We start from the raw sequence: 20,851 nt of genomic DNA, 5'->3' as shown, positions 1-20,851 counted from the left end.
GGTGCGCGCCTGCAGCGCCCTGATCGACGACACGTCCGATTCATACCCAATCGCGAGGTTCCGAACCAGTCGGGTGGGCCCCGGATCGGTCGGCACGGTGGCGCTCGTACCCTCCCGGTGTGCCTCTGTACGCGCTCGGTGACGCCGAACCGGACATCCACCCCACCGCCTACGTCCACCCGGACGCCGTCGTGATCGGCAACGTGACCCTCGGTCCGGAGTCGACGGTGTGGCCGACCGCGGTGCTGCGCGGTGACGACGGCCGGATCGAGGTCGGCGCCCGTACCAGCGTCCAGGACGGCTCGATCATCCATACCACGCTGCGCGAGCCGACGATCATCGGCGACGAGGTGACCGTCGGGCACAACGTGCACATCGAGGCGTCCACGATCGGGAACCGGGCGTTGATCTCGTCCGGCTCGGTGGTGCTCAACGGCTCCCGGATCGGTGAGGGCGCGATCGTCGCGGCGGGTGCGGTCGTCTCCCCGGACGCCGAGATCCCGGCCTACCGGATGGCTCTCGGCGTCCCCGCCCGGGTGCGCGAGGGCTACGAGGTTCCCGCCGACCGCTGGCGCTACGCCGTGGAGTCCTACGTCGAGCGCGGCCGGCGGTTCCGCGCGCAGCTGCGGAAGCTGGAGGACTGATGGCGCCGAAGCCGCTGCACGAGGTCGTCGAGGCGGGCTGGGCGCAGGCCCTCGAGCCGGTCGCCGGGACCATCGCGCGGATGGGCGAGTTCCTGCGTGCCGAGATCGCCGCGGGCCGTCGCTACCTGCCGACCGGCGCGAACGTGCTGCGTGCGTTCCAGCAGCCGTTCGACCAGGTGCGGGTGCTGATCGTCGGCCAGGACCCGTACCCGACGCCGGGCCACGCGGTGGGCCTGTCGTTCTCGGTGGCGCCGGAGACCCGGCCGCTGCCGCGATCGTTGCAGAACATCTTCCGCGAGTACGGCGAGGACCTCGGACACCCCGCCCCGTCCACCGGGGACCTGACGCCGTGGACCGAGCAGGGGGTGCTGCTGCTCAACCGCTGCCTCACCGTCGCCCCCGGCGAACCCGGTTCGCACCGCAACAAGGGCTGGGAGGAGGTCACCGAACAGGCGATCCGGGCACTGGTCGCGCGCGACGCCGAGCCGATGGTCGCGATCCTCTGGGGGCGCGACGCCCGCAACCTCGCCCCGCTGCTCGAGGACGTGCCGATGATCGAGTCGGCACACCCCAGCCCGATGTCGGCGGACCGGGGCTTCTTCGGCTCACGGCCGTTCACCCGCGCCAACGACCTGCTCGAGGAGATCGGCGGGGACCCCGTCGACTGGAAGCTGCCCTGACCGCGGCGCCGCCCCGCCGGCCGGCCGCTGCGGGAGGACGTGCAGCCGGCGTGCGGCGCCACCTCGTGATCGGGCCGATCGAGGCGCCGGCGCCGAGAGGCCGGCGACCCGGGACGGTCACGGGCACCACACGGACCAGGTGTTCCCGGGGCGGCGCGGCCGGTTGCGGACGCCGTCGGTACGGCGATATCGCTCACCTCGTGAGCGGTTCCGTGCAGCCGTGGACCCGGCGTCCGGCCCGGATCGAGGACCCGTACCACCGGTGCCGGCCGAGTTCTCCGACGGATCACGCCATCGGCCTTGCGCCACGCCGTGCAGTGGGTGGGACCTGCTGCCACGAGGGGGGAACCGGTGGCTGGAGGTGCGGTGAGCCGTGTGGTGAAGGCTCCTTGATAGGGCATTAGGCTGGTCGATGTGACCGATCCGGGGGAGATCCGCATATCCGACGCCGACCGCGAGGCCGCCGCGAAGCGGCTGCACGACGCGCTCGCCGAGGGCCGGATCACGGTCACCGAACTGGAGGAGCGGCTCGACGCCGTCTACGCGGCACGCACCGCGCGCGAGCTGCGCCCGCCGCTGGCCGACCTGCCCGGCTCGGATCTGATCGCACCGCAGGCGTCGTCGGCCCCCGCAGGCCCGGTCGGCGGGGCGGACCGGGTGCACCTGCGCACCGGCGCCGGGACCGTGAAGCGCAGCGGGGACTGGCAGGTCCCCGCCGCGATGAAGCTGACCACCAGCATGGGCACCATCCACCTGGACCTGTCCGAGGTGCGGCGGGTCCCGCCGCGCATCGACATCGAGGTGTCGACCGGGATGGGCGAGATCGTGATCGTGCTCCCGGACGGCGGCAGCGCCGACGTGGACGCCGTGTCCGGGTCGTGGGGCGAGGTCAGGACGAAGGTGCCGTCGACGCCCGGTGGCTCCGGGCCGCACATCGTGGTGCACGGCAAGGTGGGGATGGGGTCGCTGACCGTCCGCGGGTCACGCAAGGGCTGGTGGAAGGCCGTGATGGGCTGAGGCGCCCGGAACGCGGGCCCCGGAACGTCGACGGGCCCGGATCCCTACCGGATCCGGGCCCGTCGACGTAGCGGCTCTCGCGCGGCACCACGGCCTCAGACGCGGGTGACCTTCCCGGCCTTCAGGCACGAGGTGCAGGCGTTGATCCGGCGGCGGTTGCCCCCGTTGATCGCGGCCCGCACGGTCTGGATGTTCGGGTTCCAGCGGCGGTGGGTGCGGCGGTGCGAGTGCGAGACGGACATGCCGAAGCCCGGACCCTTGCCACAGACGTCGCAGACGGCAGCCACGTCGGACACTCCTCGAAGGTTGGAGACATTGCAAGGTTGAGACAGTACGCAGAGCCCGGACGGACCGGGGCTCGGCGATCCAGTCTAGCCAACCGTGCGTCGCGACCTCGGCGGGGGCCCGCCAGGGATGTCGGCGCCGCGCCGCGCACCTACGCTGGCGGCGTGGCCCCGCCGTTCGACACCGCGCTGCTGCGCCGCTGGATCGATGCGGCCACCGAGCGCCTGACCGCGGGCCGGGCCGAGATCGACCGGATCAACGTGTTCCCGGTCGCCGACCACGACACCGGCTCGAACCTGGTGCTCACCGCGCGGGCGGCAGCGGCGGCGCCGCTGGAGGGCGGCCCGGCGGGGGCGGCGGCGGCGCTGGCCGCGGCGGCGGTGCGCGGGGCGCGCGGGAACTCGGGGCTGATCCTCTCCCAACTCTTCCGCGGGTTCGCCGAGGAGCTGGCCGCCCCGGCCCCGCGCGAGGTGGCGCCCCCGGGACCGGAGGATCCCGACCGGATCGCGGTGGCCGGCGTCCGCGGTGAACCGGCCGCCGGTGCGGCCGCCCGGGCGCGGACGGCGGGCGAGCTCTTCGCCGGCGCGCTGTGCCGGGCCGCGGCGCTCGCCACCGCCGCCGTCTCGGCGCCGCGCTCCGGCACCGCTCTCACGGTCCTGGACGCCGCCGCGTCGGCCGTCGCGCAGAGGGTCGCCGTGATGTCCGCAGGGCCGGGTCGCCTCGCCCGGGACCCGGTGGTCCGCACGAGGTCCGATCCGGTGCGGACGCGGCGAACCCGTGCGGACGGGGCCGGTGCGGACCGGGCCGGTGCTGTCGGTGCTGTCGGTGCTGGTGCCGGCGGCTCGGTCGTCGCCGGGGTCGATGCGGGGGCCGGGGGCGGCGGGACCGCCCTGGCGGAGCTCGCGTCGGTGGCCGCGGGGGCGGCCCGGGTCGCGCTGGCGCGGGTGAGCGGCCGGCCCGCGGAGCTGGAGCGGGCCGGGGTGGTCGACGCGGGTGGACTCGGCCTGGTCGTCGTGCTCGACGCGCTGGTGGCCGCCGCCGGGGGCGTTCCGGCTCCGGTCCCGCCGGGGACGCTGGGCGGGGCCGAGCGTTCCGGAGCAGGCGCCGGGGCGGGCGAGGATCCCGGTACCCGTGCGGCGCCGGGCGGTGAGGCGGATGCGGTGTCGCCGGCCGTCGTCCCGCACGTGCCGCAACCGGTCTACGAGGTGACCTACCTGCTCGACGATCCCGGGCCGGACGCGCTCGGGACACTGCGGGCGCGGCTCGGTGAGCTGGGCGACTCGGTCGGTATCGCCGGTGACGGCGCGCGCGGCTGGACGGTGCACGTCCACACCACCGAGGCAGGGCCCGCGGTCGAGGCCGGGCTGGCGGCGGGGCGGCCGTCGTCGATCCGGATCGAGGCGCTGCCCGCTCCGGCCCGTACCCGGGCCCGCGCCGTGCTGCTCATGATCGAGAGCTCCGGTGCGGGCGCGCTCGCCAGAGCGGCCGGCGGGGACGTCCTGCCCGCCGACCCCGATCCGGATCTGGACCAGGTGCTGGCGGCGATCCGGGGGACCGGCGCCGGGCACGTCGTCGTCCTGCCGTGTGCGCCGTACCGGCGGACGCTCGCGGAGACGGCGGTCGAGCGGGTCCGCGCCGAGGGCATCGACGCCGTCGTCGTCCCGACGACGTCGGTACTGCAGGGTCTGGCCGCGCTGGCCGTGCACGATCCGCAGCGACGGGCGCCCGACGACGTCGTCGGGATGGCGGAGGCCGCCGCGGGCACCCGGACCGGCGGCCTGCAGATCGCCGAGGCCGAGGCGCTGACCTGGGCCGGACGCTGCCGGCCGGGGGAGGTGCTCGGGATCTCCGACGGCGAGGTCGTCCTGATCGCCCCCGATCTGGCTGTCGGTGCCCTGTGGTTGGCTCATCGCATGCTCACACCGGGTGGGGAACTGGTGACCGTGCTGCTCGGCTCGGCGGCAGGCGACGAGCTGGGCGAGCGGCTCGCCGACGACCTGCGCCGCACCCATCCGGAGGTCGACGTACTGGTGCACCGCGGCGAGCAGCACGACTTCCCGCTGGTGCTGGGGGTGGAGTAGGTGGAGGGCGTGCAGACCTTCGACCTGGACAGCGGGCTGACGGGGCCGCTGGGGAAGCGGGCGGCCGACGCACTGGCCTCGCTCGGGCTGGAGACGGTGGGCGACCTGCTGCGGCACTACCCGCGCCGGTACGTCGACCGGGGCAGGCTCACCGACATCGCCGGGCTGGTGGCCGGTGAGCACGCGACCCTGGTCGCGCAGGTGGAGAAGGCGACGCTGCGCGACATGCGCCGGCGCAACGGGCAGATGCTGCAGGTCGTCATCCGGGACGAGAAGGGCGGCCAGCTCGACTGCACCTTCTTCAGCCCCTACAAGGTCCGCCAGTTCATCAAACCGGGCGTGCGGGCGGTGTTCTCCGGCAAGGTGGGCGTGTTCAACCAGCGCCTGCAGCTGACCCACCCGCAGTTCGAGGCGCTCGACGAGACCGACTCGCTGCGCCCGTTCCTGTCCGTCTACCCGGCCGGCTCGAAGGTCACCTCGCAGGAGATCGCACGGTCGATCCGGCAGACCCTGGAGCAGATCGACGACCCGACCGACCCGCTGCCCGAACAGCTGCGCCGCCGGGAGAAGCTGCCCGAGCTGGGCCGCGCGCTGCGCCGGATCCACGTGCCCGAGTCGGAGGCCGACATCCAGGCCGCCCGGCACCGGCTGGTGTGGGACGAGGCGCTGGGTGTGCAGCTCGCGCTGGCCCTGCGCAGGCAGGATGCGGTGCGGCGGCCCGCCACCGCCTGTCCGCGCACCGCGGGCGGCCTGCTCGACGCCTTCGACGCCGACCTGCCGTTCCCGCTGACCGACGGGCAGCGTGCGGTCGGGGAGGAGATCGCCGCCGACCTCGCCGGGGAGCACCCGATGAACCGGCTGGTCCAGGGCGACGTCGGCGCCGGCAAGACGATCGTCGCCCTGCGCGCGATGCTGCAGGTGGTGGACGCGGGCGCGCAGGCCGCGATGCTCGCGCCGACCGAGGTGCTGGCCGCCCAGCACGCCCGGTCGCTGCGCGCGATGCTCGGCCCGCTCGGCCGGGCCGGCGAGCTCGACGGCGCCGAGAACGCCACCGCCGTCACCCTGCTCACCGGGTCGATGAGCACCAAGGCCAAGCGGCAGGCCCTGCTGGACGCGCAGTCCGGCGCGGCCGGGATCGTCGTCGGCACGCACGCCCTGATCCAGGATGCCGTCGGTTTCGCCGATCTCGGCCTGGTCGTCGTCGACGAGCAGCACCGGTTCGGCGTCGAACAGCGTGACGCGCTGCGTGCCCGCGGCGAGCGCGCCCCGCACATGCTGGTGATGACGGCCACCCCGATCCCGCGCACCGTCGCGATGACCGTCTACGGCGACCTGTCGGTGTCCGAGCTGAAGGGGATGCCGCGCGGCCGTTCGCCGGTGGCGACGACCGTCGTCCCGCTCGCCGAGCACCCGGGCTGGATCGAGCGGGTCTGGCAGCGGATCCGCGAGGAGGTCGACGCCGGGCACCAGTGCTACGTGGTGTGCCCGCGCGTCGGTGACGTCGAGAAACCCGATCCGGAGCTGGACGAGCCGCCCCCCGAGCAGGGCGAACCCGAGCGGCGGCCGCCGCTGGCCGTCCTCGACATCGCGCCGATGATCACCGAGAAGCTCACCGGGCTGCGGGTCGGGGTGCTGCACGGAAAGCTCCCGCCCGACGAGAAGGACGCGGTGATGCGTTCGTTCGAGCGGGCCGAGCTCGACGTGCTGGTCGCGACCACGGTGATCGAGGTCGGTGTCGACGTGCCGAACGCGACCGGCATCGTGCTGCTCGACGCCGACCGGTTCGGCCTGTCCCAGCTGCACCAGCTGCGCGGCCGGGTCGGCCGGGGCAGCGCCCCCGGGCTGTGCCTGCTGGTCACCGAGATGCCCGCGGCCACGACCGCCCGGGAGCGGCTCGACGCCGTCGCCGGCACCACCGACGGTTTCGAGCTGGCCCGGCTCGACCTGGAGCTGCGCCGGGAGGGCGACGTGCTGGGTGCCAGCCAGTCCGGCGCGCGCTCCGGGTTGAAGCTGCTGTCGCTGCTGCGGCACGCGGACGTGATCGCGAAGGCACAGCTCTACGCCCAGGACCTGGTGGAGCGTGATCCGGGCCTGCTCGGGCACCCGCGCCTGCTCGCGCTGGTGGGGGAGACCCTCGGCGACGAGGAACGCGCCGCCTACCTCGACAAGACCTGACCCCGGCCCGTAGTTGGAAGCCCCGAGCGGCTTGCCCCGGGCGTCGAGCCGGGCCCTCGCCCGAGCGGGCAGGTGCACGATCCCGGCCCGGCCGGCCCGGCCCGGCCGGCCCGGCTTGCTGCGGGCGGGCGGACCCGGACGGTCCCACCAGGTGGTTGCTCGCGGTGGTCGGTGGCCCTTTCCACGTGTCAGGATCACGCGTCCGGCGCGCGGGAACCCCGCGTCTGCGGGCGCACGAGCCGAATAGAGGAGATCGATGTTCCGCAAGGTGCTGGTGGCCAACCGTGGTGAGATCGCGATCCGGGCGTTCCGGGCGGCGTTCGAGCTGGGGGTCGCGACCGTCGCCGTCTTCCCGTACGAGGACCGCAACTCGTTGCACCGGGCGAAGGCGGACGAGTCCTACCAGATCGGTGAGCCCGGCCACCCGGTGCGCGCCTACCTGTCGGTCGACGAGGTCATCCGGGCGGCGAGGAAGGCGGGTGCGGACGCCGTCTATCCCGGCTACGGGTTCATGTCGGAGAACCCGGACCTGGCCCGGGCCTGCGCCGAGGAGGGCATCACGTTCGTCGGCCCGCCCACCGAGGTGCTCCACCTGACCGGCAACAAGTTCCGGGCCGTCGCCGCGGCCCGGGAGGCCGGTGTGCCGGTGCTGGAGTCGTCGGACCCGTCGTCGGACGTCGAGGAGCTGCTGGCGGCCGCCGAGAACATCGACTTCCCGATCTTCGTCAAGGCGGTCGCCGGTGGTGGCGGGCGTGGGATGCGCCGGGTCACCGAGCCTGCCGACCTGCGGGACGCGATCGAGGCCGCGAGCCGGGAGGCGGAGTCGGCGTTCGGCGACGGCACCGTGTTCCTGGAGCAGGCCGTGGTGAACCCGCGGCACATCGAGGTGCAGATCCTCGCCGACGCCGACGGCAACGTCGTGCACCTGTTCGAGCGCGACTGCTCGGTGCAGCGCCGCCACCAGAAGGTCGTCGAGATCGCGCCGGCGCCGAACCTGGACCCGCAGCTGCGGGAGCGGATCTGCGCCGACGCGGTGAACTTCGCCCGCCAGATCGGTTACGTCAACGCGGGCACGGTCGAGTTCCTGCTCGACGAGCGCGGGCAGCACCACTTCATCGAGATGAACCCGCGGATCCAGGTCGAGCACACGGTGACCGAGCAGGTCACCGACCGGGACCTGGTCATCGCGCAGCTGCGGATCGCGTCCGGGATGACGCTGCCCGAGCTGCGGCTCACCCAGGAGCACATCACGCTGTCCGGTGCCGCGATGCAGACCCGGATCACCACCGAGGACCCGGGCAACGAGTTCCGGCCCGACGTCGGGACGATCTCGGTCTACCGCTCCCCGGGCGGGCCGGGCGTGCGCCTCGACGGCGGGACCGTGCACGTCGGTGCGGAGGTCTCGGCGCACTTCGACTCGATGCTGGTGAAGCTGACCTGTCACGGGCACGACTTCGCCAACGCCGCCCGGCGGGCCCGGCGGGCGATCGCCGAGTTCCGGATCCGCGGTGTCGCGACGAACCTGCCGTTCCTGGCCGCGGTGCTCGACGACCCGGACTTCCGGGAGGGCCGGGTCACCACCAGCTTCATCGAGGAACGCCCGCACCTGCTCACCGCACGCCCCTCGGCCGACCGTGGTTCGCGGATCCTGCAGTACCTGGGCGACGTCACGGTGAACCAGCCCAACGGTCGGCGCCCGGTCGTCGTCGAACCGGTGGACAAGCTGCCCCGGCTCGACCCGTCCGTGCTCGACGCCGTGCCACCGCAGGGTTCGGCGCAGCTGCTGCGCGAACTCGGACCGGAGGGGTTCGCGGCGCGCTTGCGGGAACAGGCCGCGGTCGCGGTCACCGACACGACGTTCCGCGACGCCCACCAGTCGCTGCTCGCGACCCGGGTGCGGACCCGGGACCTGCTCGCCGTGGCGCCCTACGTGGCGCGGACGATGCCGCAGCTGCTGTCGCTGGAGTGCTGGGGCGGGGCGACCTACGACGTGGCGCTGCGGTTCCTGGCCGAGGACCCGTGGGAGCGGCTCGCCGCGATCAAGGCGGCGGCGCCGAACATCTGCACCCAGATGCTGCTGCGCGGGCGCAACACCGTGGGTTACACGCCGTACCCGACAGAGGTGACCGACGCGTTCGTGGCCGAGGCCGCCGAGACCGGGATGGACATCTTCCGGATCTTCGACGCGCTCAACGACGTCTCCCAGATGCGTCCCGCGATCGACGCGGTCCGCGAGACCGGCACGGCACTGGCCGAGGTCGCGCTCTGCTACACCGCGGACCTGTCCGACCCGGCCGAGCGGCTCTACACCCTCGACTACTACCTGCACCTGGCCGAGCAGATCGTCGACGCCGGGGCGCACGTGCTGGCGATCAAGGACATGGCCGGGCTCCTGCGGCCCCCCGCCGCCAGGACCCTGGTGACGGCGTTGCGGGAGCGGTTCGACCTGCCCGTGCACCTGCACACCCACGACACCGCGGGCGGTCAGCTGGCGACCCTGGTCGCGGCCATCGACGCCGGGGTGGACGCCGTCGACGGGGCGGTGGCCTCGATGGCCGGTACGACCAGCCAACCGTCGCTCTCGGCGCTGGTGGCCGCCACCGACCACACCGACCGGGCGACCGGGCTGTCGCTGGCCGCGGTGGGTGACATGGAGCCCTACTGGGAGGCGGTGCGCAAGGTCTACGCGCCCTTCGAGTCCGGGCTGGCCAGCCCGACCGGGCGGGTGTACCACCACGAGATCCCGGGCGGGCAGCTGTCCAACCTGCGCCAGCAGGCGATCGCGCTGGGGCTGGGCGACCGGTTCGAGCTGATCGAGGACTGCTATGCCGCGGCGGACCGGATGCTGGGCCGGCTGGTGAAGGTGACGCCGTCGTCGAAGGTGGTCGGCGATCTGGCCCTGCACCTGGTCGGTGCCGGGGTCGAGCCGGCCGATTTCGAGAAGGACCCGGCCTCGTTCGACGTGCCGGACTCGGTGATCGGCTTCCTGCGCGGCGAGCTGGGCGAGCCCCCCGGCGGGTGGCCGGAGCCGTTCCGGACCCGCGCGCTGGAGGGGCGCAGCCCGGAGGCGGACAAGGCCGAGCTGTCCATCGCCGACCGCCGCGGCCTGCGTGACGACCGGCGCCGCACGTTGAACCGCCTGCTGTTCCCCGGCCCGACGAAGGAGTTCGACGCGCACCGCGAGCAGTTCGGCGACACCTCGGTGCTCAGCTCCAAGGACTACTTCTACGGCCTCGAGGAGGATCTCGAGCACACCGTGGAGCTGGAGCCGGGCGTCACCCTGCTCATCGAGCTGGAGGCCGTCTCCGAGCCGGACGAGCGGGGCTACCGAACCCTGCTGACCACCCTGAACGGCCAGCTCCGCCCGGTCGCGGTCCGCGACGAGTCGGTCGCGACCGAGGTCAAGGCCGCGGAGAAGGCGGAGAAGGGCAACGACCGCCACGTCGCCGCCCCGTTCGCCGGGGTCGTGACGCTGCAGGTCGGCGAGGGCGACCGGGTCGACGCCGGGCAGACCGTGGCCACCATCGAGGCGATGAAGATGGAGGCTTCGATCACCGCGCACGTCACCGGGACCGTCAAGCGCCTCGCGATCGGTGAGGTGCAGCAGGTCGAGGGCGGCGACCTGCTCGTCGAGCTGGAGTGACCCGGTCATGATCCGCGTCCTGGGAGCCGCCGTGCCCACCGGTGCACCGCCCGCTCCCAGGGCAGGGATCATGGACCGATGACGAGGCTGATCGCGGGCCGGGCCGGCGGCCGCAGGCTCGCCGTGCCCGCCTCCGGGACCCGGCCCACCTCGGACCGGGTCCGGGAGGCGCTGTTCTCCGCGCTCGACCACGATCCCGGTCTCGACGGCGCCGCCGTCCTCGACGTGTGCGCCGGATCCGGGGCGCTCGGGCTGGAGGCGCTGTCCCGTGGCGCCGTGGACGCGGTGTTCGTCGAGTCCGACCGTCGTGCCGCCGGCGTGCTGCGGCGCAACATCGACGCCGTCGGGCTCGGCGGCCGGGTGATCGTCGCGGATGCGGGTGCCGCGCTCGGTGCACCGGCCCCGCGGGCGTTCGACGTGGTGCTCCTCGATCCGCCCTACGCCGTCGGCGACGCCGAGATCGCGGAGTGGCTCCTCCGCGCGATCGGCAACGGCTGGCCGGCGCCAGGCGCGACGGTGGTGGTGGAGCGGGCGAAGGCGTCCGGCGGGTTCGACTGGCCGACGGGCCTGGAACCGGGGCGGTCCCGTCGCTACGGGGACACGGTGCTGCACCGGGCGCGTTACACCGGGACCTGATCCCGCAGGTCGGGGACGGTCCGGTGGGCTCCGGCGGCGAGCAGCTCGGCGGGGGAGAGGGTGGTGCACACCCCGACGATCGTGCCCATCCCGGCCGCGACCAGCGCGGCCACCCCGGACGGCGAGTCCTCGAACGCGTGGCAGCTCGCCGGGTCGGCGCCGAGGCGTCGGCAGGCGGTCAGGTAGCCCTCGGGGTCCGGTTTCCCGCGGGTCACGTCCGCGGCCGTCACCAGGAACTCGACCAGCGCCACCGCGCCGAGGACCCGGTCGAGCACCCGCTCGGCGTAGCACCGGTTCGCGCTGGTGACCACGGCGATCCGGTGCCCGCGCGCGGACAGGGCGGTGAGCAGCGCGGTGGCACCGGGGACGGGCCGGACCTCGCCGACGAGCGCCGCCGCGTGCCCGGCCAGGCCGCGGCCGAGCTCGTCGAGCGGGGTGTCCCGCCACGGGCCGTCGATCTCGGGCAGCACGTCGGCGGCGCGGCGCCCGACGAAGCGGCTGCGGTAGGTCTGCTCGTCGATCCGGGCTCCCCAGTCGTCGAAGAACCGGAACCAGGCCCGCCGGTGCACGTGTTCGCTGAGCACCAGGGTGCCGTCCAGGTCGAACACGACCGGGGCCGCCGCGCCGCTCACGGCGTCCAGACGAACAGCTCGGCGCCGGCCTGCACCGGTCCACCGGTCGGTGCCCGGACCGACCCGGCGGGCGCGTCGAGGACGACGACCGGGCAGGTCACGGCGCATCCCGCGGCCCGGACCGCGGCGAGGTCGACGGTCAGCACCGGGGCACCCCGCTCGACGACGTCGCCGGGCGCGGTGTGCAGCGTGAACGGCGCACCCCGCAGCCCGACGGTGTCGATCCCGACGTGCACCAGGACCCCGGTCCCGTCCGCCGTTCCGACCACGAACGCGTGCGGGTGCAGCGTGGACAGCGTCCCCGCCACCGGCGCCAGGACCACCGCGCGGTCGGCACCGGGGGGTGGCTCGACCGCGGTGCCCGCCCCGACCATCTCCTGGCGGAACACCTCGTCGGCCACCGCGGCCAGGCCGACGACGGTGCCGTTCACCGGTGCACCGACCGCGAGCGTCACAGCAGGTCCCGGATCTCGTCGGTGAGGTTCTCGGCCTCCGGGCCCACCACGACCTGCACGACGGTCCCGGAGCGGACGACGCCGTGCGCACCGGCGGCCCGCAGCGCGGCGTCGTCGACCAGCGCGGGATCGCCGACCTCGGTCCGCAACCGCGTGATGCAGGCCTCCAGGTCGGTGATGTTGGCGGCCCCGCCGAGCCCGGCGACGATGTCGTCGGCTTTGCCCATGTCTGGCTCCTCACCGGATAGAACTGGTAGTTACCAGTTGCTTGACAGCGCTCTGACCTGCCGCCACTCTCACTGGTTATAACCAGACCGTACCGCCGCTGTCGGTTTCGCCACAATGCCGGACGGTCCCGAGACGATCCGAGGAGTGCGCCTGCGATGAGCGCTGTGAACTCTTCACCGACCTCTTCGTCGACCTCGTCACCGGGCTCACCGCCCGAACCGGTGCGGCGGCGGGCCGCACTCGCCGGCCTGCAGCGGCTCGGCCGCAGCCTGATGCTCCCGATCGCCGTGCTTCCGGCCGCCGGCCTGCTGCTGCGACTCGGCCAGGACGACCTGCTCGGCGGTGTTCCCGGGCTGGAACGACCCGCCGAGGTGCTCGCCGCGGCCGGCGGTGCACTGTTCGACAACCTCCCGATGATCTTCGCGCTGGGCATCGCGATCGGCTGGGCGCGCAAGGCCGACGGATCGACGGCGCTGGCCGCACTGGTCGGCTACCTGGTGCTCGACGGTGTCTTCACGGCGATGAGCCCGATGGTCCTGCCCGGGGTGCTCGACTCCGACGGCGAGCAGGCCGTCGTCGACTTCGGGGTGCTCGGCGGCATCGTCGCCGGGCTCACCGCGGCCCTGCTGTGGCAGCGGTTCCACCGCACCACGCTGCCGACCTTCCTCGGCTTCTTCAACGGACGGCGCCTGGTGCCGATCCTCACCGCCGGCGTGATGATGGTGATCGCCGCGCTGCTCAGCCTGATCTACCCGATCTTCAACGCCGGCCTGACCGGCCTGGGCGACGCGGTCGCGGCGAACGCCGTGCTCGGCGGCGGCGTGTTCGGCGTGGTCAACCGGCTGCTGCTGCCGCTGGGCCTGCACCACATCATCAATTCCGTGGTCTGGTTCATCGTCGGCGACTTCGAGGGCGCCCAGGGTGACCTGAACCGGTTCTTCGCGGGCGACCCCACGGCCGGCGTGTTCATGACCGGCTTCTTCCCGATCATGATGTTCGCGCTGCCCGCCGCCGCGCTGGCGATCTGGCACGAGGCCCGCCCCGAGCGGCGCAAGCTGGTCGGCGGGATCATGGTGTCGGTGGCGCTGACCTCCTTCGTCACCGGGATCACCGAGCCGCTGGAGTACGCCTTCGTCTACGTGGCCTGGCCGCTCTACCTGATCCACGCCCTGCTCACCGGCACCTCGCTGGCCCTGGTCAACGCACTCGACATCCACAGCGGGTTCACCTTCTCCGCCGGTGCGATCGACTACGTGCTGAACTTCGGGCAGTCCACCCGGCCGCTGTGGCTGATCCCGATCGGTCTGGTCTACGCCGTCGTCTACTACCTGCTGTTCCGCTTCGTGATCCGGCGCTGGAACCTGCGCACCCCCGGCCGGGAGGACGACGCGACACCGGAGGGCCCGGCTGCCACGCAGGCCGCGGAGCCCACCCGGGCAGCGCAGGACGCCCGGTCCGCGCCGGCCACCCGGGCAGCACGGTCCGGGCGGTCCGAGCAGCCCGGGCGATCTGCGCAGGCCGGCGAGGCGACCGTGGCCGATGCCGGCCCGGAGAACCCCGAGACCCCCGAGCGGTCCTGACCCGCCGCACCGGTAAGGAGATCGACGTGCACACCCGTACCGCAGTCGTCGCGTCCGAGGTCGGCCTGCACGCCCGCCCCGCCGCACTGTTCGCCAGGGCCGCGGGCGCCACCGGCGTCCCGGTCACCATCGCCGTCCGCGGAGGTGACCCGGTCGACGCCCGCAGCGTGCTGAACGTGCTCACCCTGGGCGTCCGGCACGGTGACGAGGTGGTCCTCACCGCCGAGGGCGACGGCGCCGAGGCGGCGCTGGCCGAGCTGGCCGGCCTGCTCGAATCGGATCTCGACGCGTGAGGGCGGCCGAGCACCCGGTGCACCGCACCGGGACCGTGCTGACCGGGCGCGGGGTGAGCCCGGGGACCGTCTGCGCCCCGCTGGCCCGGCTCGCCGCACCGCCGGTCACCTCGCCCGCCGACCCGGTGGGGGCCGACGCCGGCACCGAGTGCGCCCGGATCGACGCCGCGCTGGAGGAGGTGGCGGCCGACCTGACTCGACGGGCCGCCGGCGCGGACCCGGCCGCGGCCGGGGTACTGGAGGCGACCGCGGCGATGGCGCTCGACCCGACGCTCGCCGCCGCCGCGCACGGCCACGTGCGGGCCGGGACGCCGACCGCGCACGCGGTGACGCTCGCCGTGGAGGAGGTCTGCACCCGGCTGGTCGCCCTGGGTGGCTGCCTCGCCGAGCGCGCCACCGACGTGCGCGACGTCGGGCACCGGACGGTCGCCCGGCTGCTCGGCACGGCGCCACCCGGGCTCCCGGCGCCCGGGCACCCGGTGGTGCTCACCGCGCCCGACCTGTCCCCGGCCGATACCGCGGCCCTGGCCGGCAGCGACGTCGTCGCCCTGCTCACCGAGCAGGGCGGCCCGACCAGCCACACCGCGATCATCGCCCGCGCGCTCGGCCTGCCCGCTGTCGTCGGCTGCCCGGACGCCGCCCGGATCGCCCCCGGCACGACGGTGCTGCTCGACGGCGGCGCCGGCACCGTGCAGGTCGACCCGCCGCCCGCCGAACGGGCCAGGGCCCGGGGGGTGCAACCGGCGGGGACGGCACAGCCGACCGGGCCGGGGCGCACCGCGGACGGCACCGCCGTGCCGCTGCTGAGCAACATCGGCACCGAGCAGCAGGCGCTCGCCGCGGCGGCCGGCGGATCGGAGGGCATCGGGCTGCTGCGCACGGAGTTCCTGTTCCTCGACCGGACGACCGCACCGACCCGCGCCGAGCAGCGCGACCAGCTGGTCCGGATCCTGCGTGCCTTCGGGTCCCGGCGGGTCGTCGTGCGGACCCTGGACGCCGGTTCGGACAAACCGCTGCCGTTCCTGCCGCTGGGCGAGGAGGCCAACCCGGCGCTCGGGGTGCGTGGCCTGCGCACCGCGGCCGCGCACCCGCAGGTGCTCACCGAGCAGCTGCACGCGATCGGTGAGGCCGCCGCGCAGGTGGGCCGGGAGGTCGACGTGATGGCGCCGATGGTCGCCACCGCGGCCGAGGCGGCGCGGTTCGCCGGGCTCGCCCGGGGTGCCGGACCGGTCCGGGTCGGCGCGATGATCGAGGTCCCGGCCGCGGCGCTGCGGGCCCGGGAACTGTGCGAGGCCGTCGACTTCGTCAGCGTCGGCACCAACGACCTCGGCCAGTACGTGATGGCCGCCGACCGCACGGTCGGGGCGCTCGGCGAACTGCTCGACCCGTGGCAGCCCGCGCTGCTCGACCTCGTCGCGCTCGTCGGCGAGGCCGGCCGGGACACCGGGACGCCGGTCGGGGTGTGCGGTGAGGCGGCCGCCGATCCGCAGCTCGCCGTGGTGCTGATCGGGCTGGGTGCCACCAGCCTGTCCACGGCACCCCCGGCCCGCGACGCGGTGCACGCCGCCCTGGCCCGCCACGACCGGGACACCTGCCGCCGGGCCGCCGACCTGGCCCGCGCGGCCCCCGGCCCGGCGCAGGCCCGCGCAGCCGTCGCGACGCTCCTGGGCGGGACCTGATGCACACGGGCCCCACGGCAGGGGACCGGACGGGATGCGATCCGGTCGCCGAACGCCTGCTGCGCGGCACCGTGGTCACCGACGGGCGGACGCTCCCGGACACGGTCGTCGAGATCGTCGGTGACCGGATCGTCGCCGTCGTGCCCGCCGCCTCCTGGGACGGGTCGCCCGGCCGGCTGCCGCCGCCGAGCGACCGGCTGCTCCTGCCGGGCCTGGTCGACGTGCACTGCCACGGCGCGGCCGGGCACGGCTTCCCGGACGCCTCCGCCGAGGGGGCGTCGGCCGCCGCCCGGCACCACCGGCGCCACGGCACGACCACGATGCTGGCCAGCCTGGTGTCGGCGCCGGCCGAGACCCTCGTCGAGCGGCTGGCACTGCTCGGTCCGCTGGTCGGCGCGGGCGAGCTCGCCGGGATCCATCTGGAGGGCCCGTTCCTGGCGGTGGCGCGGTGCGGGGCGCACGACCCGGCCGCGATCGTCCCCGGGGACCCGGCGCTGCTGGAGAAGCTGCTGACCGCCGCCGAGGGCACGGTCGTGTCGCTGACCCTGGCCCCGGAGACCCCGCGGTACCCGCAGCTGCTCGCCGTCCTCGCCGAGTACGGGGTGCTGCCCAGCATCGGGCACACCGACGCCGACGCCCGGACCACCACCGCCGCCGTGCGGCGGGCCGGTGGCGCGCCGATGAGCGCGACCCACCTGTTCAACGCGATGCCCGCGGTGCACCACCGGGCACCGGGGCCGGTCACCGCCTGCCTGGCCGCGGCCGCCCGTGGCGAGCTGGTCGTCGAGCTGGTCGCCGACGGCGTCCACCTGTCCCCGGACACCGTGTCCGCGGTGTTCGATCTCGTCGGCCCGGACCGGATCGCCCTGGTCACCGACGCGATGGCGGCGGCCGGGATGCCGGACGGCCGCTACCGGCTCGGCACCATGGAGGTCCAGGTCACCGACCGGGTCGCCCGGTTGGCGGCGCCGGGCCCCACCGGCCGGCGGCCGATCGCCGGCGGCACCGCCCGCATGATCGACGTCCTGCACAGCACCGTGACCCGGAGCGGGGTCCCGCTCGCGACGGCGGTCACCGCCGCGACCCGCACCCCGGCCCGGCTGCTCGGGCTCGGCCACGAGATCGGCTCGTTGGCCGCGGGGCACCGGGCGGACGTGCTGGTCACCGATCCCCGGTTGCGCCCGCTCGAGGTGCTGTGGCGGGGAGCGACGGTGACCGGAGGTTCCGACCCGGGCCGGGCCGGCACCCTGAGCTGAGAGGCACCGAACGTGGACGTCATGGTCCTTCCCGATCCCGCCGCCTGCGGCGTCGCGGTGGCCGATGCGGTCACCGAGGCCGTGGCCGGTGCGGCCGGCGGGCCGGTCAACCTGGGGCTGGCCACCGGCAGCTCGCCGCTGCCCGCCTACGCCGAACTGATCCGGCGGCACCGCCGCGACGGGCTGTCGTTCCGGACCGCCCGCGCGTTCCTGCTCGACGAGTACCTCGGGCTGCCCCGCGGTCATCCCCAGTCCTACCGGGAGGTGATCCGCCGCGAGCTCACCGACCATCTCGACATCGACCCGGACGCGGTGCACGCGCCGGACGGCACCGCGGACGATCCGGTCGCGGCCGCCGCCGACTACGAACGGCTGCTGGCCGGCGCCGGCCCGATCGACGTGCAGATCCTCGGCATCGGCCGGAACGGTCACGTCGGGTTCAACGAGCCCGGCTCCGAGCCCGGCTCGACGACCAGGGTGGTGACGCTGACCGAGCGCACCCGGGCCGACAACGCCCGCTTCTTCGACCGGCCCGACGAGGTGCCCCGTCGCGTCCTCACCCAGGGTATGGGCACGATCGGGCGGGCGGCGCGCCTGGTGCTGGTCGCGACCGGGCCGGAGAAGGCCCCGGCGGTCGCGGCCGCGGTGCACGGTCCGGTGACCTCCGCGGTGCCCGCCTCCCTGCTGCGCCACCATCCGCGTTGCACCGTGGTCCTCGACCCGGCCGCCGCGGCCGGCCTCGACCCTGCCCGACCTGCCGGTCCGTCCGGCAGGGTGTGCCGGACGGGCACACCGCTGCGCGGCTACCGTGGACGGCGGCCGCCACCGGCCGACCCGTGACGGAACGAGGAGGGGACGGTCGATGACCCGCGCAGCCCGGATCGGGGACGGGGTCGTGCCCAAGCACGAGCAGCTCCGCACCCTGCTGGCCGACGCGATCGCCCGTGACTTCGCCCCCGGCGACCCGTTCCCGAGCGAGCGCAGGCTGTGCCTGGACCACGGGGTCAGCCGGGTCACCGTGCGGGCCGCCGTCGGGCAGCTCGAACGCGACGGCCTGCTCACCCGGGTCCGCGGCAAGGGCACCTACGTGGCGGCGCGTACCGCGCGCTCGCGGTTGCACCTGGCCTCGTTCCACGACGACATGCGCAGGCTCGGGCTGACCCCGACCACCGTGGTGCTCGAGGTGACGCACACGGCGCCGTCGCCGGACGCGGCGAAGGCGCTGGGCCTGGGTGCCGATCGGCGGTGCTACCGGGTCCGGCGGCTGCGGGTCGCCGACGGGGTGCCGATGTCGATCGACGACGCCTGGTACGACGCCGACCTCGCCCCCGGCCTGGACCGGCACGACCTGAGCGGCTCGATCTACGGGATCCTGCTGGAGCACTACGAGCTGCCGATCGACCGGGCCGAGCAGAGCGTCGCCGCCCGCGAGGCGGACGAGAACACCGCCATGCTGCTCGGGATCGCCCCCCGGGAGCCGATCCTGGTGTTCGACCGGACGGCGTCGTCCGGGGGCCGCCGGGTCGAGTACACCGTGTCGCGCTACCGCGGTGACCGCTACGAGCTGCACATGTCGCTGGACCGGGAATGGACCTGAGCTGATCACCGGCTGATAGGTTCCGCGGCATGCCCGACGTGCGCCGCGCGGTGTGCCCCGGTTCCTACGACCCGCCGACGGTCGGCCACCTCGACGTGATCGCGCGCACCGCCACGCTGTTCGACGAGGTGTTCGTCGCGATCCTGGTGAACCCCCGCAAGCAGGGCATGTTCGAGATCGACGAGCGGGTCCAGATGCTCACCGAGATCACCGCGGACCTCCCGCAGGTACGGGTGGAGGCCTTCTCCGGTCTGGTCGTGGACTACTGCCGGGAGCGTGGGGCACAGGCGCTGGTGAAGGGCCTGCGCGGGGCGACCGACTACGACTACGAGCTGCCGATGGCCCACATGAACCGCCATCTCACCGGGGTCGAGACGCTGTTCCTGCCCGGCGCCCCGGGCCAGGTGTACGTCTCCAGCTCGCTGGTCAAGGAGGTCGCGCGCGGCGGTGGTGACGTGACGTCGTTCCTGCCGCCGATCGTGCACACCCGACTGGTCGAGCGGTTGAGTGGTTGATCCGAACGCTTCGCGTTCGTCTGTGTGGGGGTCACCCTTCCGGAACTTGACACGCGCGAGGGGTGGGTAATAACGCGCCGTGCCGGTGCCCGGTGCGATGATCCCCCGCGTGTACCGGGTCTTCGAGTCGCTGGACGCGCTGGTGACGATCGTCGAGGACGCCCGCAGCGTCCCGATGACGTCGAACTGCGTCGTCCCGCGCGGCGACGTGCTGGAGCTGCTCGACGACGTCCGAGAGGCGATCCCGGGCGAGATGGACGACGCCCAGGACGTCCTCGACCGGCGGGACGAGGTGGTCTCCGAGGCCGAGCGGGAGGCCGAGGAGACCCGCTCCGCGGCGAGTTCCGAGGCCGAGGAGACGCTGCAGAACGCGCGCACCGAGGCCGAGCGGCTCGTGTCGGAGGCCCAGGAGGAGGCCGCCCGCACCCTCGCCGAGGCACGGCACGAGGCCGAGCGCGCCGTCGCGGAGGGCCGCAGGCAGTACGCCGAACTGACCGACCGGGCCCGGGACGAGGCCGAGCGGATGACCCACGCCGGTCGCGCCGCGCACGACCGGTTGCTGGCCGACGGCCAGAACGAGCAGTCCCGGCTGGTCTCCCAGACCGAGGTCGTCCGGGCCGCGCACGCCGAGGCCGGCCGGATCGTCGACGCCGCCCACGCCGAGTCCGACCGGCTCCGGCGGGAGTGCGACGAGTACGTCGACACCACCCTCGGGGAGCTGGAGGCCACCCTGAACAACGCGCTCGGCGTCGTCGGGCGGGGGCGCAGCCAGCTCTGGCGCGGTCAGGGCGGTGGTTACCGCTACGGACCCGACACGGGTGCCGGTGGCTACCCGCCCCCGGGCCGGACCGGCACCGGGATGGACCTGATCGACTGACCGGGGCGCCCGGCCGGCCGGTTCACTGCGAGCGCGCCCACTCCGCGACCCGGGCGTCACTCTGCTCGGGTGAGAGGTCCTCGACGCGGCACATCACCGCCCAGCGGATGCCGTACGGGTCGACGACCGAGGCGAACCGGTCCCCGGACACGAAGTTCGCCGGCTGCTCCCGGACCACGCCGCCGGCCTCCGCGAGCACCTCCACGGCCGCGTCGACGTCGGTCACGTAGACGGCCAGCGACATGCCGACCGCGTGGTCCCCGGGATCGGCGGCGACCAGACCGTAGTCGGGCATCGGGTCGCTGAGGGTGAACCGGCCGCGGGTCAGCTCCAGCTCGGCGTGCCCGACCTGCCCGCCCATCTCCGTAACGGAGACGCACCGCGCGCCGAACGCCGCGCAGTAGAGTGCGATCGCCTCCCGGGCGGGGGAGGTGACCAGGTGCGGGGTCAGCGAGGTGCTCACGTGCGGCAGGCCTGCGGTGGTGTGTGCGCCGGTGGCGGCGGTGACGGTCTCGGTGCTCATGGGCCGAGCCTGCCCCCGGCCGGGTCCCCGCTCTTGAACATTCCCGACAGCTCAC

The 20,851-nt window shown here is 74.4% G+C and carries 20 protein-coding genes; 15 read left to right on the top strand and 5 right to left on the bottom strand.

Annotated elements, in window-relative coordinates:
* Positions 1-119 precede the first annotated feature (119 nt).
* The 3 genes from AB0J24_RS06425 to AB0J24_RS06415 all read left to right on the top strand — a co-directional run bounded on the left by AB0J24_RS06425 (position 120) and on the right by AB0J24_RS06415 (position 2,341).
* The gene (locus AB0J24_RS06425; RefSeq protein ID WP_358676328.1) at positions 120-644 is read left to right on the top strand and encodes a gamma carbonic anhydrase family protein; all 525 of its coding nucleotides are present in this window, start codon (positions 120-122) and stop codon (positions 642-644) included.
* Positions 644-1,324: a uracil-DNA glycosylase gene (locus AB0J24_RS06420; RefSeq protein ID WP_358676325.1), complete on the top strand. Its 681-nt coding sequence runs from the start codon at positions 644-646 to the stop codon at positions 1,322-1,324. The genes AB0J24_RS06425 and AB0J24_RS06420 overlap by 1 nt, the downstream gene beginning before the upstream one ends.
* Positions 1,325-1,738: 414 nt before the next feature.
* Entirely contained in the window at positions 1,739-2,341 is a 603-nt protein-coding gene (locus AB0J24_RS06415) for a DUF1707 domain-containing protein (protein ID WP_358676322.1), read from the top strand.
* 95 nt (positions 2,342-2,436) lie between these two features.
* Here AB0J24_RS06415 and rpmB read toward each other — a convergent pair whose 3' ends face one another.
* A complete protein-coding gene (gene rpmB / locus AB0J24_RS06410; RefSeq protein WP_020627372.1) occupies positions 2,437-2,628 on the bottom strand; it encodes a 50S ribosomal protein L28 in 192 nt (63 codons plus the stop codon).
* Positions 2,629-2,790: 162 nt separating this feature from the next.
* On the opposite strand from rpmB, the gene AB0J24_RS06405 reads away from it, so the two are divergent.
* The 4 genes from AB0J24_RS06405 (at position 2,791) to rsmD (ending at position 11,161) form a co-directional block, all read left to right on the top strand.
* A complete protein-coding gene (locus tag AB0J24_RS06405; protein ID WP_358676318.1) occupies positions 2,791-4,707 on the top strand; it encodes a DAK2 domain-containing protein in 1,917 nt (638 codons plus the stop codon).
* 9 nt (positions 4,708-4,716) lie between these two features.
* On the top strand, positions 4,717-6,882 hold the full coding sequence (gene recG / locus AB0J24_RS06400) for an ATP-dependent DNA helicase RecG (protein ID WP_358676315.1): 2,166 nt from the start codon (positions 4,717-4,719) through the stop codon (positions 6,880-6,882).
* A gap of 256 nt (positions 6,883-7,138) precedes the next feature.
* Positions 7,139-10,525: a pyruvate carboxylase gene (locus AB0J24_RS06395; RefSeq protein ID WP_358676312.1), complete on the top strand. Its 3,387-nt coding sequence runs from the start codon at positions 7,139-7,141 to the stop codon at positions 10,523-10,525.
* Between the two features lie 78 nt (positions 10,526-10,603).
* A complete protein-coding gene (gene rsmD, locus AB0J24_RS06390) occupies positions 10,604-11,161 on the top strand; it encodes a 16S rRNA (guanine(966)-N(2))-methyltransferase RsmD (protein ID WP_358676309.1) in 558 nt (185 codons plus the stop codon).
* On the opposite strand, the gene AB0J24_RS06385 is transcribed toward rsmD, so the two are convergent.
* The 3 genes from AB0J24_RS06385 to AB0J24_RS06375 are packed head-to-tail and all read right to left on the bottom strand — an operon-like array spanning position 11,146 to position 12,475.
* Positions 11,146-11,793, bottom strand: coding sequence for an HAD family phosphatase (locus AB0J24_RS06385; protein ID WP_358676306.1), 648 nt, complete (start codon positions 11,791-11,793; stop codon positions 11,146-11,148). The genes rsmD and AB0J24_RS06385 overlap by 16 nt on opposite strands.
* A complete protein-coding gene (locus AB0J24_RS06380) occupies positions 11,790-12,224 on the bottom strand; it encodes a PTS glucose transporter subunit IIA (protein ID WP_358676304.1) in 435 nt (144 codons plus the stop codon). Before AB0J24_RS06380 ends, AB0J24_RS06385 begins: the two co-directional genes overlap by 4 nt.
* Before the next feature lie 20 nt (positions 12,225-12,244).
* Positions 12,245-12,475 carry a PTS glucose/sucrose transporter subunit IIB gene (locus AB0J24_RS06375; protein ID WP_358676301.1) on the bottom strand — a complete coding sequence of 77 codons (231 nt, stop codon included), beginning with the start codon at positions 12,473-12,475 and terminating at the stop codon, positions 12,245-12,247.
* Between the two features lie 156 nt (positions 12,476-12,631).
* Here AB0J24_RS06375 and AB0J24_RS06370 point away from each other — a divergent pair, with 156 nt between their 5' ends.
* The 8 genes from AB0J24_RS06370 to AB0J24_RS06335 all read left to right on the top strand — a co-directional run bounded on the left by AB0J24_RS06370 (position 12,632) and on the right by AB0J24_RS06335 (position 20,273).
* A complete protein-coding gene (locus tag AB0J24_RS06370) occupies positions 12,632-14,056 on the top strand; it encodes a PTS transporter subunit EIIC (protein WP_358676298.1) in 1,425 nt (474 codons plus the stop codon).
* 26 nt (positions 14,057-14,082) lie between these two features.
* The gene (locus AB0J24_RS06365; RefSeq protein ID WP_358676295.1) at positions 14,083-14,349 is read left to right on the top strand and encodes an HPr family phosphocarrier protein; all 267 of its coding nucleotides are present in this window, start codon (positions 14,083-14,085) and stop codon (positions 14,347-14,349) included.
* Entirely contained in the window at positions 14,346-16,028 is a 1,683-nt protein-coding gene (locus AB0J24_RS06360) for a putative PEP-binding protein (RefSeq protein WP_358676292.1), read from the top strand. The genes AB0J24_RS06365 and AB0J24_RS06360 overlap by 4 nt, the downstream gene beginning before the upstream one ends.
* The gene (locus AB0J24_RS06355; RefSeq protein ID WP_358676289.1) at positions 16,028-17,284 is read left to right on the top strand and encodes an amidohydrolase family protein; all 1,257 of its coding nucleotides are present in this window, start codon (positions 16,028-16,030) and stop codon (positions 17,282-17,284) included. The genes AB0J24_RS06360 and AB0J24_RS06355 overlap by 1 nt, the downstream gene beginning before the upstream one ends.
* Before the next feature lie 21 nt (positions 17,285-17,305).
* Positions 17,306-18,124: a glucosamine-6-phosphate deaminase gene (locus tag AB0J24_RS06350; RefSeq protein WP_358676287.1), complete on the top strand. Its 819-nt coding sequence runs from the start codon at positions 17,306-17,308 to the stop codon at positions 18,122-18,124.
* A gap of 22 nt (positions 18,125-18,146) precedes the next feature.
* Entirely contained in the window at positions 18,147-18,881 is a 735-nt protein-coding gene (locus AB0J24_RS06345; protein ID WP_358676284.1) for a GntR family transcriptional regulator, read from the top strand.
* A gap of 29 nt (positions 18,882-18,910) precedes the next feature.
* On the top strand, positions 18,911-19,396 hold the full coding sequence (gene coaD / locus AB0J24_RS06340) for a pantetheine-phosphate adenylyltransferase (RefSeq protein ID WP_358676281.1): 486 nt from the start codon (positions 18,911-18,913) through the stop codon (positions 19,394-19,396).
* A gap of 109 nt (positions 19,397-19,505) precedes the next feature.
* Positions 19,506-20,273: a DivIVA domain-containing protein gene (locus tag AB0J24_RS06335; RefSeq protein WP_358676467.1), complete on the top strand. Its 768-nt coding sequence runs from the start codon at positions 19,506-19,508 to the stop codon at positions 20,271-20,273.
* Positions 20,274-20,295: 22 nt separating this feature from the next.
* Here AB0J24_RS06335 and AB0J24_RS06330 read toward each other — a convergent pair whose 3' ends face one another.
* Positions 20,296-20,796 (bottom strand): VOC family protein, encoded by a 501-nt coding sequence (locus AB0J24_RS06330; protein WP_358676278.1) that lies wholly within the window; start codon positions 20,794-20,796, stop codon positions 20,296-20,298.
* Positions 20,797-20,851 lie beyond the last annotated feature (55 nt).

The sequence above is a fragment of the Pseudonocardia sp. NPDC049635 genome, from assembly GCF_040659795.1.
Lineage (GTDB): Bacteria > Actinomycetota > Actinomycetes > Mycobacteriales > Pseudonocardiaceae > Pseudonocardia.
The sequence above is the reverse complement of the archived record's forward strand: the minus strand, read 5'-3'. Positions and strand labels throughout refer to the sequence as shown.

Coding starts and splice junctions, on each gene's coding strand:
- AB0J24_RS06420 (WP_358676325.1), top strand. CDS start 644: ATGGCGCCGAAGCCGCTGCACGAGGTCGTCGAGGCGGGCTGGGCGCAG.
- AB0J24_RS06395 (WP_358676312.1), top strand. CDS start 7,139: ATGTTCCGCAAGGTGCTGGTGGCCAACCGTGGTGAGATCGCGATCCGG.
- rsmD (WP_358676309.1), top strand. CDS start 10,604: ATGACGAGGCTGATCGCGGGCCGGGCCGGCGGCCGCAGGCTCGCCGTG.
- AB0J24_RS06375 (WP_358676301.1), bottom strand. CDS start 12,475: ATGGGCAAAGCCGACGACATCGTCGCCGGGCTCGGCGGGGCCGCCAAC.
- AB0J24_RS06370 (WP_358676298.1), top strand. CDS start 12,632: ATGAGCGCTGTGAACTCTTCACCGACCTCTTCGTCGACCTCGTCACCG.
- AB0J24_RS06355 (WP_358676289.1), top strand. CDS start 16,028: ATGCACACGGGCCCCACGGCAGGGGACCGGACGGGATGCGATCCGGTC.
- AB0J24_RS06350 (WP_358676287.1), top strand. CDS start 17,306: ATGGTCCTTCCCGATCCCGCCGCCTGCGGCGTCGCGGTGGCCGATGCG.
- AB0J24_RS06345 (WP_358676284.1), top strand. CDS start 18,147: ATGACCCGCGCAGCCCGGATCGGGGACGGGGTCGTGCCCAAGCACGAG.
- coaD (WP_358676281.1), top strand. CDS start 18,911: ATGCCCGACGTGCGCCGCGCGGTGTGCCCCGGTTCCTACGACCCGCCG.
- AB0J24_RS06330 (WP_358676278.1), bottom strand. CDS start 20,796: ATGAGCACCGAGACCGTCACCGCCGCCACCGGCGCACACACCACCGCA.